The following is a 17,420-nucleotide window of genomic DNA, read 5'->3' as shown; positions in this document are numbered from 1 at the left end:
TATGTTCCCGGCGCGGTAAGCAATGAATTTCACTTGAGCGCGTAGAGATAGGCGGCGATGTCGCGCGCCTGCTGCTCGGAAATATCGGTCGAGGGCATGGCCGAGCGCGGGTTGACCTGCCTTGCGGCGCGGATCCATCGGATCATGTTGTCGGGATTGTTGGACACAACGCCACCAATGTAGACGCGGCTGGCCAGGCTGGCGTCAAGGCGCGGGCCAACAAGACCTTGTGCGCCGGGCACACCGGTGATGATGTGGCAACCGGCGCAACCGTTCGCCGTCATGATCGGTATCGCTCGCGCGGCAATGCCGCCGGTCGCCCGGTTGGCCTCGTCCTCGGCCCGATCGATACGCTGCTGCCACCAGGCAAACGCCGCCAGCATCGCAAGCAGTGCAATGACCATCGCTCCGATGCTGATCCACCTGATTCTGCCGGGCTCGTCAGCCGCGAGCGCTTCGGCCGGCTCCGGCTGCCGGCCGGGCGGCGGCAGCACCACGGCGAGCATGGCAACGGCCGCGGCCGCGCCGAGCGCCAGCAGGATCAGCCTAGCCAGCGTTAAACGCATGGGACGCCTCCCGATCGGTTTGCCCGCTCGAACGGATCCAGAGGCCAGCCAGCAGCAACGCTGCGCCGCCATATATCAGCCCGGCCGGGACCCACATGACAAGGCCGGCGAGTTGCTGGTCTTCGAGTGGGGTAAGGCCCCACGAACTCGCGCCGGCGGCCTTTGCCGCATACCAGGGCCTCGGCGAAACGAGAAGCAGAACGCCGAGCAGGCCGGTGTGCAGCGAGGTGAAGAAGAGATGCATCACCGCGCCGCCATGGGCCTGTTCGCGGCCGGGTCGCGGCAGCAGCGCCCACCAGAACAACAGCCCGGTGCCGAAAAAGCTGGCGTGCTGGGCATAATGCAGAAAGCCGCGTTCGAGCGCCGCTTCGAACAGCGCCGGAACGTGCCAGACCCATATCACCACGCCGTGCAGGATGGTGGCAGCCAGGGGGCGGCTGATTGCAGCCCAGACCACTCGAACCACGCTCGCATGCCCGGCTTGGCCAAATGCCCGCCGCAGCGGCGTTGGCAGCGCCCACATGATTGCCGCCGCCGGGAGCGAAGCGACCAGCAACGGTGCGGCGACCGCCATCAGCAATTCGTGCTCGATCATATGAGCGGCGAACAGGCGCTCGCCCAAGGCATGGATTGGGCTGACCAATGCGACCGCCAGAGCCATCCAGCCGGCGCAAAACAGCAGCGCCCGCCGCAATCGCAGGGTTCTGCCACGGCTGCTTCGTCGCCACAGCCGCAGCGCGCCGACGGCATAGATGATGGCGGCTGCCGACAGCGGCAGCGTAATCGGCAAGGCCAGCGTCCATCCCGCCTCGGGCGCGCCGGCGCCGTAACAGATGGAGGTGGAGAAGAAGTCTTCGAGGCTCATCGCACGCACCCGTCGAGGATGAGCGCGGCGCTGCCTTGCATGATGATCACCAGAGCAAACAACAATGCCGACAGAATGCCAAGGTTGGCAACGAAATACTCCGTGCCGCGCGTGCGTTGCGGTTTGAAGGCGGCGCCGCCCTGCCGTTTTGCCCGCCACGACAAGGCACCGCCGAGCAGCGAAAGCAGCGCCAGCGCCAAAGCGATGGGCAGCACGATCGGCACCTGGCGATTGCATTGCCAATGCACAAGCGAATAATTCAGTTGCGTCGACACCGCCCAGGCCAGTGGCCCTGAAAGAAGTCCGCCCCAAGAAGTGCCCAACACAACCGCACGCATCTCAGCCGAGCCTCGGTGTCCAGTAGATCAGCAGGTAGATCGGGATCCAGGTGGCGACCACGAAATCCCAATAGAAGACATTGTCGCCAACATCGCCGAAGCGCCGGCCGCTGTTGCCGTGACGCGTGAACATCAGCACCGTCAGCACGATGGTGTCGCCAACGTCGGTGATCAGATGCGTCGTGTGCAGCCCAAGCAGCACCCACAGCATCGACCCGTAGGCGTTGGTGTCCCAGTAGATGTTCAACGCCGGAAACTCGAACCAGCGTACGACGAGCGGCGCGATCCCCAGCAGCGACATCACAACCAGGCCGATCCGCACAGGCATGATCGCGCATTGCTCAGCATAGCGGTTGAGCATGTGGTTTGGCACCAAGCTGACAATCAACAGCAGCGTCACGATCGTTCCGGGCCAATGGTTCGGCCGCGGCGCGCCGAGTGGCCATTGCGGCCACGACTGCGCCAGGTAGAGATAGGCACCTGCGGCGATTGCGAAGCCGGTGCCCTCGAGCGCCATGAAGCCGAGCGTGCCCCACCAGGTGGGGCTGCGCGGACCAACCCCATAGGTGGGCAGGCCGGAAAGATCGGCGGCGGGACGCTGTTTCATTCCTCGTCCTCCGGATCGCCTTTTGGCCAGAACCAGCCGATCAGCGTGATAGCAATCGGCAAGGCGCCCCAGACCACGGCCCAGGGCGTAAAGATCGAATAAAGGAAGGTCGCGCCCACAGCGATGGCCGCAAACAGCGGCCAGATCGACGGCGTGGCCGATTTCTCGCGAATGTCGGGACGCGCTTCGGCTACCGTCGAGATAACAAGTTCGCGCGCGTCGACGCGGAGCCCTGTCGCGACCGGCAAGGCCTCACGTTCGGCCCACAGCGGCTCGGCGTGGGTGACGACGGGGATGCGGGCGAAGTTGTAGCTCGGTGGCGGCGAGGTTGTCGCCCATTCCAGCGTGCCGGCATCCCAGGGATTGTTGCCCGCCGGTGCGCCTCGCAAGGCGCCGTGCAGCATGTTGAACGTGAACAGGACGAAGCTCAGGAAGAAGACCGCCGCGCCCGCGGTGATGAACAGGTTGATGTTTCCCCAGCCAAGCTCGGCCGGATAGGTATAGACCCGTCGCGGCATGCCCCAGAGACCGACAAGATGCATGGGGAAGAACGCCGCATTGAAGCCGATGAAGGCCATCCAAAAATGCCAGCGCCCAAGCCGCTCGCTCATCATGCGGCCGGTGAGCTTGGGCAACCAGAAATAGGCGGCGCCAAGCAGCGGAAAAACCGATCCGCCGATCAGCACATAATGGAAATGCGCGACCACGAAATAGGTGTCGTGGACCTGCAGGTCCAAAGGCACGGATGCCACCATTACGCCGGTGAGGCCGCCGATGACGAAAGTGAAGACGAAGCCGAACACGAACAGCAGCGGCGTCCGGATCACCGGCCGGCCGTCCCACATGGTCGCCAGCCAGCAGAAGATCTGCAGCCCGTTGGGAATGGCGATCATCATGCTCGAGGCGGTGAAGAAGCTGGCGCCGAGCTTGGGCAGGCCGGTCGCGAACATGTGGTGGACCCACAGGCCGAACGACAGGAAGCCGACCGCGATGAGCGACAGCACAAGTCCCAGATGTCCGAAGACCGGGCGTCTGGCGAAGGCGGGGATGATCGACGACACCATGCCTGTCGCCGGCAGGAAGATGATGTAGACCTCGGGATGGCCGAAGAACCAGAAAAGATGCTGGAACAACAAGGCATCGCCGCCCTCGGCCGGGTTGAAGATGTGGGTACCGACGAGCCGGTCGAGGATCAGGAATGTCGACGTGATCATGACCGCCGGCATGGCGAAGACGACGACGAAGGAGGTGACCAGCATCGCCCAGACGTAGAGCGGGATCTTGTCGAGCGACATGCCCGGCGCGCGCTGCTTGAACACGGTGACGATGGTCGCGACGGCGACGGCCAGGGACGACACTTCGGTGTAGGTTATCATCTGCGCCCACACGTCGGCGCGCTTGCCGGGTCCGAATTCGGGGCCCGACAACGGCACATAGGCGAACCAGCCGACGTCCGGCGCCATGCTGAGCGCGAACGATGCCCAGGCAAAAATCCCGCCCGAGACGTAGATCCAATAACTGAATGCATTCAGGCGAGGGAAGGCGATGTTGCGCGTGCCGACCATCAGCGGCACCAGATAAATGCCGGTGGCCTGCACGATCGGCACGGCGAACAGGAACATCATGGTCACGCCGTGCATGGTGAACAGCTGGTTGTAGAGATCCGGCCCGATCAGGCCGCGTTGCGGCCCCGACAGCTGGATGCGCATGGCGACTGCATTGAGCCCGCCCAGGCACAGGAAGACGAAAGCGGTCACCAGATAGCGCCGCGCGACGACTTTGTGGTCGACGCTCGACAGCGCGCCGATGATGCCCGGCTTCGTTCGCCAGGTCCGTTCGAGCCAGCGATGCAGGGTGGCATCGTCCAGACCGGTATCGCGCGGCCCGTCGCGTTCTGGCGCAAGGTCGCCCTTGGGGGTTGCTTGCCGCGCCAGGCCGCGTTCGCTGGTCAGATCGGAGCTGCTCATTTGAGCCCCTCCAGATAGGCGACAATCGCATTGAGTTCGTCGCCATTGAGATCGACCACCGGCATGTGGGCGCCGGGCTTGATGCCTTGCGGGTCGGCGATCCAGGCGGCAAGGTTGCCGCGGCTCATCGTCAGCGTTCCGGCGGCGAGCGTTTGCCGGCTCGCGATGTGGGTGAGATCGGGCGCAACCGTGCCGCCGGCAACCGTGCCGCCAATTTTGTGGCACATCACGCAGGCACGATCGAGGAACAATGCCGCCCCGGCGCTAGCCTCTGCACTTACGGGTGCTACGGCGGACCGAAGCTGGTCGTTCAACCAGGCATCGAAGACCGGCCGCGGCTCGGCGACGATCAACGTGCTCATGTTGGCGTGCTGCTGACCGCAGAACTCGGCGCACTGGCCGCGATAGACGCCGGGCTTGTCGGCCTTGAGATCAAGGACATTCTCATGGCCGGGGATGAGGTCGAGCTTGCCGGCGAGGGTGGGCACCCAGAAGGAGTGGATCACATCGGTCGAGGTCACGATGAACCGTACCGGCTCGCCGGCGGGGATATGGATCTCGTTGGCCGTCGTAAGGATACGGCTCGGCTGAGCGTCCTCGTAGCGTACCTCCCACCACCATTGGTGTCCGGTCACGCGGATCGTCAGCTCGGCGTCCGAACCGATGGCAGCAAGCGTCCTGTTGGCGAAGAAGCTCAACAGGGTGAGCCCGATGAGGATCACGGTCGTCGCGCCAAGCGCGGTCCAAACCGCTCGCGCCTTGCGGTGCTCGGCGCCTGGATCGAGCACAAGCGGGTCGGAGCGCGTGCGCGATCGCATAGCAAGTGGCGCCGCCAAGGCGATCATCACCAGGAGCCAGATCAGCGCGCAGAGCCCGGTGAAGAACCAGATGAGCCAAGCCAGCTCCGACGCGGCGGGGCCCTTCGGGTCGAGTGCCGATTGCCACCCGGCACATCCCTGGAGAAGCAACACGCAGGCCGTGCCGAACGCCGCAAAGACGGGCCGTCTCACGGCGACTTCCCCAGAGTCGCGGCATCCGGCAGGCGGTTCTCGGACGGATGCACCATCATATCGTCGTTGCGCGAAGGCGCGGCGGAGGAGGGCGCGTTGCCGCCCAACGAGCGGACGAAGGCGGCAAGCTCCCAAATCTGGTCGTCGGGGACCTTGTCGCGGAATGTTGGCATGCCGTTCGGCCGCCCGTCTCGGATGGTGGCGTGGATGCTCTCGATCGAACTGCCATAAATCCATTTCTGGTCCATCAGGGCCGGTCCCATGCCGCCGCCGCCATTGGCATGGCAGCCGGTGCAGTTGAACCAGCTGAAGAGGCGCTTGCCCTCGCTAAGGTGAAAGGCATTGGCCTCGAAAGCGGCAGCCTTGTTGTCACTGAGAGAGGGCCGCGCGCCGCCAGGCTCCAACGTGGTGACGGGGGCCGGCTGCTCACCGGAGCCGAGCGCGGATTGCGGGCGTGTATCGCGCTCTTCCCGTTGGCATGCCACAAGCGCCAGCGTCGCGGACAGGAGCACGACGAGCCCCCGTTTCATCGTACCGGATTCCCGCCGGCGTCCAGACGAGGCACTCCAAACTGAGTCAGAACGGAATCGATCTCGGCCTTGTGCTTGGCAAGTGCGGCATCGACTTCGCCATGCAACGCGTCGTCCTCACGCCGGACGCCCATCGAAATATCGTAAATCATTGGCAGCAGCGGCCCGTCTATGCGGGGGGTCACTGGCGTGAGCTTAAGCGGCACCTTCTGCTTCGCGGCGAAATAGCCGGCGAGCGGCCCCCAGACGACGGCGAGGTCAACCTCGCCATTGGCCACCGCTTCGACGATGCGCGCCGGAGGGTTTGGCGCCGAATAGTCGCCATAGACGGGGTATCCGATCAGATGGCCGACAATACCACGGCGGCCAAGCGCCTGGACCGGAGGCGAGTTGGCGCCGTCGTCGCCAATGAGTTGCACACCAATGCGCAGCTCACGCAGGCGCGGATCGTTGAAGGACGTGATATCGGGCCCATCCTTGCGCATCACGAATACATAGGACGAGCGGTAGTAGGGTGTGGTGGTGCGCAGCATTTCGAGGTTGGCGGGAGTGCCCGGGACGAGGTCGCAAATGCCGGCCTTCAGCGTGTTGCGGACAAACCCGCGGCGCTGCGCCCACCAAATGTAAGTAAGCTTGGCGCCAAGCTCGCCAGCCACGATTTCGGCTATCTTGTTCTCGAAACCCTGGCCGCTGGCGTTCGAGAAAGGCATGTTGTTGGGGTCGGCACACACCCTCAACTCGCGCGCATGAGCGACTGCGGCGGCGAACAACAGGACGAGCGCACCGATCGCAGCGGCAATGTGCCGGACGGCTTTTCGCCGAACAGGCCTGTCGAAGTGGTCAGGGCAGGCGGAATACATAGAGCGTTCCTCCCGGCGTCGTGACGTCCTTCAAATCCTTCATGGCGTTGGCGAAGCCGAGGGCGGCTGTGGCGTCGCGTGGATCGAGGTCACCCGACACGATGGCGCCGGCCCAACCGCCGACGCCCGACAGGATCGCCACATATTGACGCCCGTCGGGACCGCGGTAGGTGATCGGCTGGCCGATGATGCCGGACGATGTCTTGAATTGCCAAAGCAGGTCTCCTGTCTTGGCGCTGACCGCTTTGAACCAGCCTTCCATCGTGCCGTAGAAGACGACATCCCCGGCGGTGACCACCGCACCGCTCCATACCGGAAAGTTCTCCTTCAAGTTCCATACGGGCTTGGCGGTGGCAACATCCCAGGCGGTGAATGCACCGCGATTGCCGCCTGGCCCTGGGATCATACGGACGTTCATGCCGACATAGGGCGTGCCGGCGATATAGTTCACCTCGACCCCCTCTTCATCCATGCAAAGGTTGTTGTGGGGGATGTAGAGCAGGCCGGTCTTCGGCGAGAATGCCGACGGTTGCCAATCCTTGAGGCCGGACGCGGTCGGACAGATGTCGCGGACGACCTTGCCGGTGCCGGTCTTCTTGTCGGGATTTACGACCAGGCGGCCGGTCTTCAGATCCACGCCCTTGCTGGAGTTGACCGGGCCGAAAGGCTGAGCAGACAGGACTTCGCCGGTAGTACGGTCGAGCAGGTAGACATAGCCATTGCGCTCCGGCCGCACGAGCACCTTGCGCGGCTTACCCTGCCAGCTCATGTCCAGGAGGATCTGCTCGTTGATGCCGTCGTAGTCGTGCAGGTCGTGCGGTGTCCACTGATAGAACCATTTCGCCGCGCCCGTGTCGGGGTCGCGGGCGAAGATGCCGGCCGTCCATTTGTTGTCGCCGGGCCGCAAGTCCGGGTTCCAGGGACCGGGATTGCCGGTGCCGTGGAAGATCAGGTTGAGGTCCGGATCATAAGAGATCCAGCCCCATACATTGCCGCCGCCGATCTTCCAGGCCTCCGGAGGCCATGTCGTGATGCCAAGGTCCTTGCCCTTGTCCATATCGTAGTGGGGCTTGAAGTCCGGGCCGATCAGCACGTCCTTGTCGGGGCCCGTGCTGTAGGCCGTCCACACGACATGTCCGTCCGCGGCATCGAGCGCCTTGACCCATCCGCGCACGCCCATCTCGCCGCCGGAATTGCCGACCAGCACTTTGCTCTTCACCACCAGGGGCGCCATGGTGATCGTTTCGCCGATGTTGATATTGCCGATTTGTGTATTCCAGATCGGCTTACCGCTGCCGGCGTCGAGGGCGATCGTGTGGCCATCGAGCGTATTGAAAAACACCCGTCCGTCGGAGAAGACCGCCCCCCGGTTGACGACATCACAGCAGGCGACGCCTTGCGCTGCCGGTTCGGGATTGGGCTCGTACTTCCATTTCATCGGCGCGCCCGGTCTGGAGAGGTCGAGCGCGTAGACGACGTTGGGAAACGGCGTCACGATGTACATCGTGCTGCCGACGACCAGAGGAGCGGCCTCTTGGCCCTTGTTGACGCCGGTCGAGAAGGTGAAAGCCACCTGCAGGTTCTTGACGTTGTCTTCGGTGATCTCCGCCAGCTCACTGTAGCGGGTCGAGGCAAAGTTCTTTGCCGGCATGGTCCACTGGCCGTCATCGGCCGGAGCGGCTGAAACTGGCGGTTTTATTGCGGCGTCGCTCGCCGGTTGGGCAGCCGCCCCGGCCGCGATCGCAAGACCTGCCAGCATCACCCAGCCCAGCGCCAACCTGGAACCGCGCCCTGTTGCGTGCATTGCACCATCCTCTTTGGCGACTACGGTTGGCACCGGCGCCGGCCGTCTCATTTGCGCAGCGACCCGCCGACGCCGGCGCCAAGTTCGGCGGCTATGTCCGCCTCGGTTCCGGCGCACAACGGATGACCCCAGCCCGAAGCGCTCTTTCCCCCAGGATCGAGGTCGTAGATGATTGCGTCTTTGCGACTTGGATTGACGCCGGCCGGCACCTTGTCGAGGCCAAGTGCGGCGCGCACCCGCCAGGCGACATTGTGGTCGGCGCAAGAGGAATCGCCGCTGACGCCGAGCCCGCCTACGATGCCCTTCCCATCATAGAGAGCCAGGCCCCCGCCAAAGACGACCGCCCCTCCAACGGGCTTTCCGGTCAGTGGATCACCGGCACTGCCAAAGGTCGTGGGATCGCCTGCATACGCGACCGACTGGTTGACTGGATTGGCGGCTTGCAGCCCAAACATTGGACCACCCGGCTGGACCGGCGCATACAGATTGGCAGTCGACAGCGCCATCTGAGGAAGGCTGAGCCCATTGGCCGTGCTGGCTTTCTCGGCCGCGATCAGCCTGCTGCCAGGCCATTGCGCGTCGGCGGTCGGGCCGCTGAAGGCAACCGCGCACACGGTTCCGTCTCGCGCCACGACCGCGGCCCATTCATTGGTGTCGAACCCGCCATTGCCGGGACCGCCACTGGCTTTGACATTTCTCGTCAATGCCGCCAGCAGCTTGTCGTGGTCGGCGGGGCAAGGTGCTTGGGCGGCGGCCGTTTGCCGGGCGCAGCTTGTCGCCAGCAGGAACAGGTTGAGAGCCAGCAACAGGGCGCGACGATGAACCATCATCTGTAACGTTCGTTGAACACTCTCCAACGCTTGAGACGGGCAGAAGTGCCATCGCCTGCAAAAGATTGTTGTTGTTCGCGCGGCTGGCGAAAACGCCCGGGCACCGAGGGCGGAGCGACCCTTGCCCGCTTCAGGCAATCTTGGAACCGAAACCGCATTTGCCAGTTCGCTGGTATGCAGTCGGTGTTCAAGCAAATTGCGGGGTCGCTGAACGAGCGAAGGGCGATGTTGTTTGTCGGCGCCGGGGTGTCGATGAGCGTCGGCTTGCCGTCATGGCAAAAGCTGATCGATCACATGGCAAATGACCTCGGCCTGGACGGCGAGACGGTGGGCATGCCTGATGCCACTTATCAGGCGCTTGCCGAATACTACCGGCTCAAGCACGGAAGCATCGCCTCTTTGCGCAGCTGGATGGACCGCGAATGGGCGGTCTCTCGGAAAAAGGTGGAGCGATCGGCGATCCACAGGCTGATCGTCTCGCTCGATTTCCCGATCATCTACACCACCAACTACGATCGAAACTTGGAAGTCGCCTTCGAGATCTATGGCCGGCCCTTTGTCAAAATAGCCAACGCCAAGGACATCGCCAAGGCCAGCGGCGGCCTGACGCAAATCGTCAAATACCACGGTGACTTTGACGATGAGGCTTCGCTTGTGTTGGCAGAGACCGACTATTTCGACCGGCTGTCGTTCGATTCGCCGCTGGATGTTAAATTTCGAGCCGATGCGCTGGGGCGCACGATCCTGTTCATCGGCTACAGCATGTCCGACATGAACATTCGTCTGCTGTTGCATCGCCTGTGGCAGACTTGGCGTCTGTCCGGTTTCGAGCGGGATCGTCCAAAGTCATTCGTGTTCATGCCAGGCCCGAACGTCGTTCAAGAGGCGGTTCTCGGTCGCTGGGGACTCAACGTCGTGTCCGGGGCCGACGAGAACCCGGAGCAGGCGCTGATAGCGTTTCTCTGCAAGATCGCCGAAGCGAAGTAGCGAGGTTGGTCGCAACGATTGCTGCAGACAATCTCGCTTGCGCCCCACGTGCTTGGAGCCTTGCTTTGCCGGTCATCCGTGAATCTCGCAAGCCCACTGTTGGCGCTCCGACCTGAGACGTTAAGGCGGCCGATAGGCTTCGCCGTTTTCGAGAAGAGGACAACGTTGACAGGCTAAGGATAGCTAAGGATAGCTAAGGATAGCTAAGGATAGCTAAGGATAGCTAAGGATAGCTAAGGATAGCTAAGATCGAGCGCGCGATCCTCCATGCACCCTGGCCGCGGTCATGGCGAAAGGCGAATTTGCACGGGCATGTGATGGCCCGCGTCGCTTCGAATGTGCCAAGACTTACGTCGCCTTTGATCGCCTCGCCAGCGGCGACCAAAGGCGTGCGTACACTTACGACGTGCGCTGCGGTGTTGACTGCTTCGACATGATAATTCGGGATCGATAGGCCTGCTTCCCTCCACCGGAACTCTTGCTTGCAAAGGCGCAGAACGCTGCGTGCGGCGCCAAGCCTCTCCGCTCTGTTTGCCGAACCCACCGAACCCAATGCCTGGTCAACGTTTGGCGCTCTCGCTTTCCGTATCGGCCCGCGCAAGGAACTGCTCGGCCGTGGCGGGGAGATGGTCCTTCAACCAGTCGGCCATCGCTACTTCTTCTCGAAGGTTTTCCTCACAGACCTGTGCGACCTCGGTTTCCCCTAGCGATCGGGCGGCGGCGATAAGGATGGTGTAGGAGGCGATCTCCATGTGCTCGAACGTGTAACTAGCGAGCGATCCCTTCATCACCTCGTCCCCGGCAAAGACGCCGCTCAGCGACTGCGCCATTGCCGTCAGCTTGCCGCCGGCATCCTTCAGGGTGGAGGACCCTTGCCCGATGCGGTCGAGACAGGTCTTGAGCCGAGCGGCCTGCTGCCTGGTTTCATCAAGGTGCTGCCGGATCCGCCCACTCAGTTCCGGATAGCTCTCTATACGATTCAACTGCCCGTTCAGCATGGTCTCGGCCTGCTCCTCCATGGCGTGCGCATCCCTGAGCCATTGGACAAGCCATTCACGCGATTCCGACATTTCATTTCTCCTTGATGATCAGGTCGAACTTTCAAGAAGAGATATTGTTCCTCGTCGGCTCAGCCGAAGAACAAACAAACAGCAAGCTGCCGGCGGATGCTTCCGGCTTTGACAGTCATGCGGACTTCAATGAGCTAGCTTCTGGATGCGAACCGTGACGTCCGCGCAGGCCAGCCAGGCGAACCCCATGTCTTATGCCGCGCGTTCGGCATCTTGCCGGCCCGGCAGCTGATGGTGTCTGACAAGTCCCCAAAGCGCCGCTTGCTTCGATCCCGTCAGGCCCCAGAGCCGTGCCGCCGTCGGGGGTCAGCGGGCCGGGTCTATGCGGCTTGCTGCATTGCCCTTTCGTTCACGCCGGTCTCTCCGAGCTGCGTCAACGCTTCGTCCGTCGCCTTCTCTTCCTCGAGCGTCTGCTCAAGCAGAGGAATCGCATCCTTCAGACCGAGGAGCCCGGCCCAGGTGACCAGTGTCCCGTAGCGGGCGATCTCATAGTGCTCCACGGCTTGGGCGGCAGCGACGAGCCCAGCGTCCAACGCCGGTGCCTCTTCGAACTCCTCCAATATCTCCTGGCCCTCCTCGATGATGCCGTCGATGGCGGGACACGTCTTTCCCTGCGCCCGCTTACCGAAAATCTCGAAGACCTGCTGCAGCCGTTCGACCTGGCCTTCGGTCTCCTCGCGGTGCTTTTCAAATGCGGCGGTCAACTCCGACGATTCGGCTCCCTTCGCCATCTTCTTCAACGCAGTCAGGATCTTGCGTTCGGCGTAGTAAAGGTCCTTGAGGCCGTCATAGAACAGGTCTTCAAGGCCTTTGGCGTTGCCGTTTGAGCTCTTCTTCGTGGCCATCTTCATCTCCGACAATCGAGGAATACGTGTCGGGCGACACGCACAGCTTTAACCGCATTGCTCGGTAGTTGTTCCTTCGCGGCTTCCAGAAACTGGCGGCCAGGGGCATCATGGCAGACTAAAGGGCACAGCCGTCGTTTGCCGCCATAAAGGCCTCATCTCCGTCAAGGTGCGCCGGCTCGGCAGATCAGAGAGCCGGCAGCCAAACCGAGGCGGCAGCCGGCGGGAAAAAACCATTTTCGCTGGATGCTGGCGGGGCAGTTGCCTCCGGTGCTGGCGAGCGCAATTCCGACCTGCCCGCCTCCTTCTGATGGGCGCGGGCACTTAAGCAGCGCGGGGCACGTCAACCCATCACGCTCTGGCCCGTGTGGTCAGTTGCCCGCGAGAACTCCAACGCAGCGGCCATCTTGGAGGGCTGGATAGCTCTTGGTTCCAGTCTCGGTGATGGTGTCCCAAATCCATCTCAATGAAAAGCCCGCCACGGGAGCGACCTGCGGCGGGCCTTTGGAGCGGCTACATCCTTGGGGAATCGACCGCTTGTGGTTGTATTGTGAACTGCGTGAGCGAGTTAGGCTATGGTGTGATCGCGGAACCCCGCGCCTATGCCCCGCCGTCCGTTTCGCTTTCCTCATCGATCTACGGACCGGCAGTTAGGCATTGTTTTCCAGCCACTCCCGCAAGACGATCAGAATGAGATCCGACCGACATCTCAGCGGCCATGGACTTTAGCGCGTCTTCCGTCGCCGAATCCACCGGCACATCAACGATGTCCCGAGGCATCAACGCAACGCGCTGGAGGCGAAGAGCACAAAGGTGGGATTGCGCGCTCGCCACCTTTGAAACCGATTGGCGAGAGACGATTCTAATTGTGGGGCCGAACCATTACTGAGATGTTTCATCGGAGAAGCGGCTGCTCAAAAGCGGCGGTTACCTGACATTCTGATCATTCGTCCTCCTTCAACAATGCGTGCAGAAAAGCATGCTGTGGCGAGGCGAACGGGTTGACCACCGTCACGCCGGCCCAAGTGAAACCGTCCTGGAGGTCCTCGGACAAAAGCAAGCGGCACCCCGATTGCGATGCAACTGAGAGAATGATCGCATCCCATATCCCCAATTGATGGTCCGTCGCGAGATCGACCGCCGCCACCATGACTGCGGGCGAGGTTTCGACAACGGGGAATGTATCGCGCCAACTCAACAGCGCATCACGGGCCTCGCTGCGCGACTTTCCGCCCTTGCGGACGAGCACATTGAAAAGCTCGCCGAGAACCTGCACCGGAACGACAGCTGCCTTTTGCGGTACCCGGCGAATGAGGGTCAAAGCGGCATCACGGCGTTCAACCCCGTTGATACCTTCCGCGTAGGCAAGCACATTCGTGTCGAGCGCTACCCTCACCGATCATCCTCATAGAGTTCGTCGCGCGTCCAAGGTCCAGCGTCCAACACGGGCTGCTTTTCAAGGCGGGAAAGCAGCGTTGCATGGGCGCTAACCGCCACATCGTCATGCCTGCTGGCGGGAATGAGCCGCGCGACAGGCTTGCCGTGGCTGGTCACAACATAGCTGTGCCCCTCCCGAACCCCTCGCAAAAGGACGGAGAACCTGCGATTGGCATCAGCAGCCGAAACGGCTTCCTCCATAACCAAACTCCACAATGTAGTTATATTGCCTACTATAATGGCTGCCCGAAAGATTGCAAGCCTCGTCTGGGCGGGAGCATCATTGCCAAAGCAAGCTCTCGACGCTCAGGCGATCCGCGTCCTGACTGTGGGCGTTGATGACGCACCCCGCGATATTTGCGTCCGACCTGACCCGTATTTAAGTTATGCGCGAGGGTGGCTGGCAACGCTTACCCGCTTCATCGAGCGCCTTGGTTGGGTCCTTGACCGCCTGGCTCTTCATGATCTTTGCCGCCGTGTCGATCAGGCAGGTCACATAGTCGTCCTCCTGATCAGCAACGACCGGGCCAGTTGCTGTGGCTGTCGTCAGCAGGAGTGTTGCGAGCGACTTTGAGATGCCATCGTGACGAGGTGTTCTGCTCGCGATCGCAATCAGCTTCAGGAGAAAGGATGCCATATGGCCGCTCCTACCCCGAGTCATGGGAAAGTCATTGTGACAAAAATTCGTTTCCAATGAATGAACGGTGCAAGCCGCCTTCAACATGTTGATGGCGACCAAGCGCTATTTCCCGTACCGATGCTTCAAGGGTGCCTGCAATTCGCTCGCATAGCAACTCGCTTGAGCCACTCAGGAGAAGCCGAATACGTGCTCCTCCGGCGTCAATGAGTGTCAAAGCCACCCCGCCATCTGTATACTCACCAACGTTAAGGACATCTTGGATCAGTTGAGGGCCTCGGAACGCTAGGTCGGTACGCCCGTGTTTCTCTGCACCCAAGTTCGCGGGTTTCGAGCTGTCATAGCCTGTGGGGTGGCCGTTCACTGTGGCTAATATAAGAAATCTCTTAACCTTCCGTTGAGAAAGTCAGCGTACGGTTCGTTTGCGGTAATGTTTAAGTCCCGCACACTCTCCAAAAAAGTGCCCGCCGTCCTTCAAGACCGGCGGGCATTTTGGCATTCACGGCACCGCTTCCGCAGCCAACCGACAGCTTGGCTCCCGCATGCTCGCAATATCTGCTCGCAGTCGCCAATCCGCCTCCAGTGTTGCGCCGGTTTCCTTTGGCCAAGACCCTGGCCGGCCTTTTTGGATGTATCGGGGAGGTCGTGGGCAGCCGGCGAGTCCGCCGCCGCGCGGTGGGCTTTTTACTTTGCAAGCGTGTTTGCAAAGATGGATGCCCTTCGGTTTTTAACAGCTCCGTCGACGTAGCGGATTCGCAAAATTGTGGGACAGGGAAGGGGCATTTCTCGCCCTCGCGCACCAACGCTTCGAGCCAGAATAATCTTAGTCGAATTGGTAACCTCATGTTCAGCGCCGATGGCTACAAAACGCTATGACGCCGCGCACCAACCGTATCCTGGGCAAATCGATGATCGTGACGACAATTGCAGTCGTGGCAACCTTCGGTCTGTCGTTTACGGCAAGAGTGGCCTTGCAGATGCCGATCGACTGGCTGAGTTGGGTGGAATGTACCTTAATTCCCATCCTGATCGGAATGCCGGTCAGTGCCTACATCTTCGCCCAGTCGGAAACGATCCAGGATACCTGCGACAAGCTGGAGAAGTCACACACGGCCCTCAGAGAAGCGCACGGAAGGCTCACCTTCGTAACCAGCCACGATCCGATGACGGGGCTCCTCAGCCGCGTGGAATTCATGGCAAGAATAGACAGGAGCCGCGACGAAGGAGAATGCGATACACTTCTCCTGATCGATCCCGATCACTTCTCCTCAATTAATGACGAGCACGGACATTCGAAAGGAGACGAGGCTTTGGTTCGGATCGCAAAGGCGCTCCTCTATGCGACGCGCCCAGGTGACTCAATTGGGCGCCTTGGTGGGGAAGAGTTCGGGGTCTTGCTGCGAGACGTGCGCAAAGAGCAGGCAATTGTCATTGCGGAGAACATCCGTCGTAATATCGAGGGGATTCCCTGGGGCCGGGGGCAACAAGACGGGGTAAAGGTGACTGTCAGCATCGGTGGTGCAGAAATCTCTCGCAATGCAGACACTCAGAATGTCCTCCGCATTGCCGGACGGTGCCTTCTGGAAGCGAAACAACGTGGGCGGAACCGCATTTCGTTCGAGTATGAGCCAGCCAGGTTGCAAGACGTACGAGGCAAAAAACACGCCGCAAGTTCGAATGAACCGGCGCCCTCTGCTGATGACCAGCGCTGGCAGAACGCAAAAAACTAGGCCGATGAAGGCTGGTGCATGTCACCAGCCGCTGGGAGCTTAGGCGATCCCCCTGGCCTTCCGGTCGCTCAAGTCCCGATTGTTGAGGACATAAAGCATCTCGTCGGCCTCTAGTAGCGTCAGACTCACCATTAGCACGCCGTCCTGAGTAACTGGCTGTCCGGTGAACACGTCAATGACCGACCAGAGACCACTATGTGCCCGCTGCATGTCGTAGCGCTTGGTCATGGCCTAATATATATCGAACGTGGGCCAGCGGTACCAGGATCGAGGGGTAATTGGCTCTCGAGGGCCGGACAACTGCGGCCGCCACCGCAGCCTACCAATTCGCGACAGCCCGACCGCCCGCATCGACGAGTGGGGCAGCCCGTCGTCGCTGCGGCGGGTGATCAAGACTATCGCGCTCTTCGCCGCTAGTTGGGGTGACGTGGAGCAGTCGGCCTGATTTCAGGCAGGGCTCAGACTTCTTCTGTCTCGAGCACGAATGTGCCTTCGGGAATGCGGTTGGCGATCATGCCGCGGATGCCTGCGTCGATGGCGGGATCCGTGTCGCTGAAAAGGCCGCAGGCCTGTAATGCCTTGCGATGATCGATCGATCTGCCGAGATATTCGAGCAGGACAACCGAGGCTGCCGGCTTGCGTCCCCGTACCAGCGGCATGCCGGTCTGAACACCTATGAGATAGGTGACGCTGGTCTGGTAACTTGGATAGAGGATTGCCTGTGTGACGTTCCCTTTGAGGAGGGTTTCATTTTCCAGCGCGACAATGCGATCGCCGAGCAACAGCAGCGCCGCGGAATATTTGGAGGTCTTCACGCCGTATTTCCCCACCAGGGCGAGCCGCTCCACGCATTTCCAGAAATAGCGACCGTCCTTTTCGTAGATGACGACCAGGCATTTGATGATCTTGCCGGCATAGCCAAAGGAATAGAAATAGCGAAAATAATAGCCGATATACCGGCCCAGATCTCCCGATCGCTGGTAGAGCTGCTCGACATGCACCAGCAGATCGGATGGCGCGTGCGCCGCGAGCGGGCGGCGCTTCAGTCCAACGACCTCGGCAAAGCGTTGATGATCCATCAACAACTCGCCCTCGCTCACGCCGAAGAAGTCGCAGATCTTGCGCATGTTGCGACGCGAAGGCCACGTCTGTCCGCTTAAATACTTGTTGAACTGCTGGCGGTTGATCTGCAGGCGCCGGCACACGGCGGCTATCGAGGGATGATAACCGCACAAGAATGCAAGGTTCTGAGGAAGCGGTTCTGTTTGCATGCCCTAGTGCATATTGACGCTTGACTGGTGTCAAGTCGCGAAGGGTCGCGAAATTGTGCGGCAGTG

General features: G+C 61.5%; 19 protein-coding genes. 2 read left to right on the top strand and 17 right to left on the bottom strand.

Annotated features, from left to right (window positions below; all coding sequences use genetic code 11):
• Positions 1–29: 29 nt before the first annotated feature.
• The 10 genes from NKI49_RS22845 to NKI49_RS22800 all read right to left on the bottom strand — a co-directional run bounded on the left by NKI49_RS22845 (position 30) and on the right by NKI49_RS22800 (position 9,377).
• Entirely contained in the window at positions 30–566 is a 537-nt protein-coding gene (locus tag NKI49_RS22845) for a c-type cytochrome (protein WP_352606815.1), read from the bottom strand.
• Complete coding sequence (locus tag NKI49_RS22840) at positions 547–1,431, bottom strand: cytochrome c oxidase assembly protein (RefSeq protein ID WP_352606817.1); 885 nt, start codon at positions 1,429–1,431, stop codon at positions 547–549. Before NKI49_RS22840 ends, NKI49_RS22845 begins: the two co-directional genes overlap by 20 nt.
• Entirely contained in the window at positions 1,428–1,706 is a 279-nt protein-coding gene (locus NKI49_RS22835; protein ID WP_352606819.1) for a hypothetical protein, read from the bottom strand. The genes NKI49_RS22840 and NKI49_RS22835 overlap by 4 nt, the downstream gene beginning before the upstream one ends.
• A gap of 64 nt (positions 1,707–1,770) precedes the next feature.
• Positions 1,771–2,376, bottom strand: a complete 606-nt coding sequence (locus NKI49_RS22830; RefSeq protein ID WP_352606821.1) for a cytochrome c oxidase subunit 3 — start codon at positions 2,374–2,376, stop codon at positions 1,771–1,773.
• Positions 2,373–4,343, bottom strand: coding sequence for a cytochrome c oxidase subunit I (gene ctaD, locus NKI49_RS22825; RefSeq protein ID WP_352606823.1), 1,971 nt, complete (start codon positions 4,341–4,343; stop codon positions 2,373–2,375). The genes NKI49_RS22830 and ctaD overlap by 4 nt, the downstream gene beginning before the upstream one ends.
• Positions 4,340–5,353, bottom strand: coding sequence for a cytochrome c oxidase subunit II (gene coxB, locus NKI49_RS22820; RefSeq protein WP_352606825.1), 1,014 nt, complete (start codon positions 5,351–5,353; stop codon positions 4,340–4,342). The genes ctaD and coxB overlap by 4 nt, the downstream gene beginning before the upstream one ends.
• Entirely contained in the window at positions 5,350–5,883 is a 534-nt protein-coding gene (locus NKI49_RS22815) for a c-type cytochrome (RefSeq protein WP_352606827.1), read from the bottom strand. The genes coxB and NKI49_RS22815 overlap by 4 nt, the downstream gene beginning before the upstream one ends.
• Positions 5,880–6,743 carry a substrate-binding domain-containing protein gene (locus NKI49_RS22810; RefSeq protein WP_352606829.1) on the bottom strand — a complete coding sequence of 288 codons (864 nt, stop codon included), beginning with the start codon at positions 6,741–6,743 and terminating at the stop codon, positions 5,880–5,882. Before NKI49_RS22810 ends, NKI49_RS22815 begins: the two co-directional genes overlap by 4 nt.
• Positions 6,724–8,502 (bottom strand): methanol/ethanol family PQQ-dependent dehydrogenase, encoded by a 1,779-nt coding sequence (locus tag NKI49_RS22805; RefSeq protein ID WP_352606887.1) that lies wholly within the window; start codon positions 8,500–8,502, stop codon positions 6,724–6,726. Before NKI49_RS22805 ends, NKI49_RS22810 begins: the two co-directional genes overlap by 20 nt.
• Before the next feature lie 92 nt (positions 8,503–8,594).
• Complete coding sequence (locus NKI49_RS22800) at positions 8,595–9,377, bottom strand: heme-binding protein (protein WP_352606831.1); 783 nt, start codon at positions 9,375–9,377, stop codon at positions 8,595–8,597.
• Between the two features lie 174 nt (positions 9,378–9,551).
• Here NKI49_RS22800 and NKI49_RS22795 point away from each other — a divergent pair, with 174 nt between their 5' ends.
• Positions 9,552–10,364: an SIR2 family NAD-dependent protein deacylase gene (locus tag NKI49_RS22795; RefSeq protein WP_352606833.1), complete on the top strand. Its 813-nt coding sequence runs from the start codon at positions 9,552–9,554 to the stop codon at positions 10,362–10,364.
• Between the two features lie 560 nt (positions 10,365–10,924).
• On the opposite strand, the gene NKI49_RS22790 is transcribed toward NKI49_RS22795, so the two are convergent.
• From NKI49_RS22790 to NKI49_RS22770, 5 genes are all read right to left on the bottom strand, one after another.
• Positions 10,925–11,434 (bottom strand): ferritin-like domain-containing protein, encoded by a 510-nt coding sequence (locus tag NKI49_RS22790; RefSeq protein WP_352606835.1) that lies wholly within the window; start codon positions 11,432–11,434, stop codon positions 10,925–10,927.
• A 320-nt stretch (positions 11,435–11,754) separates the two neighbouring features.
• Complete coding sequence (locus NKI49_RS22785) at positions 11,755–12,279, bottom strand: YciE/YciF ferroxidase family protein (RefSeq protein ID WP_352606837.1); 525 nt, start codon at positions 12,277–12,279, stop codon at positions 11,755–11,757.
• A 943-nt stretch (positions 12,280–13,222) separates the two neighbouring features.
• Positions 13,223–13,675 (bottom strand): PIN domain-containing protein, encoded by a 453-nt coding sequence (locus tag NKI49_RS22780; RefSeq protein ID WP_352606839.1) that lies wholly within the window; start codon positions 13,673–13,675, stop codon positions 13,223–13,225.
• Positions 13,672–13,917, bottom strand: a complete 246-nt coding sequence (locus tag NKI49_RS22775) for a type II toxin-antitoxin system Phd/YefM family antitoxin (RefSeq protein ID WP_352606841.1) — start codon at positions 13,915–13,917, stop codon at positions 13,672–13,674. Before NKI49_RS22775 ends, NKI49_RS22780 begins: the two co-directional genes overlap by 4 nt.
• Before the next feature lie 178 nt (positions 13,918–14,095).
• Positions 14,096–14,353, bottom strand: coding sequence for a hypothetical protein (locus NKI49_RS22770; protein WP_352606843.1), 258 nt, complete (start codon positions 14,351–14,353; stop codon positions 14,096–14,098).
• An 872-nt stretch (positions 14,354–15,225) separates the two neighbouring features.
• Between NKI49_RS22770 and NKI49_RS22765 the strand changes: the two genes are divergently transcribed.
• Positions 15,226–16,083 (top strand): GGDEF domain-containing protein, encoded by an 858-nt coding sequence (locus NKI49_RS22765; RefSeq protein WP_352606845.1) that lies wholly within the window; start codon positions 15,226–15,228, stop codon positions 16,081–16,083.
• 39 nt (positions 16,084–16,122) lie between these two features.
• On the opposite strand, the gene NKI49_RS22760 is transcribed toward NKI49_RS22765, so the two are convergent.
• The gene (locus tag NKI49_RS22760) at positions 16,123–16,311 is read right to left on the bottom strand and encodes a hypothetical protein (RefSeq protein WP_352606847.1); all 189 of its coding nucleotides are present in this window, start codon (positions 16,309–16,311) and stop codon (positions 16,123–16,125) included.
• A gap of 230 nt (positions 16,312–16,541) precedes the next feature.
• On the bottom strand, positions 16,542–17,354 hold the full coding sequence (locus NKI49_RS22755; protein ID WP_352606849.1) for a helix-turn-helix domain-containing protein: 813 nt from the start codon (positions 17,352–17,354) through the stop codon (positions 16,542–16,544).
• Between the last annotated feature and the right edge of the window lie 66 nt (positions 17,355–17,420).

The sequence above is a fragment of the Mesorhizobium sp. M0587 genome (assembly GCF_040320945.1).
Taxonomy (GTDB): domain Bacteria; phylum Pseudomonadota; class Alphaproteobacteria; order Rhizobiales; family Rhizobiaceae; genus Mesorhizobium.
This window is presented reverse-complemented; position numbering and strand designations above follow the sequence as displayed.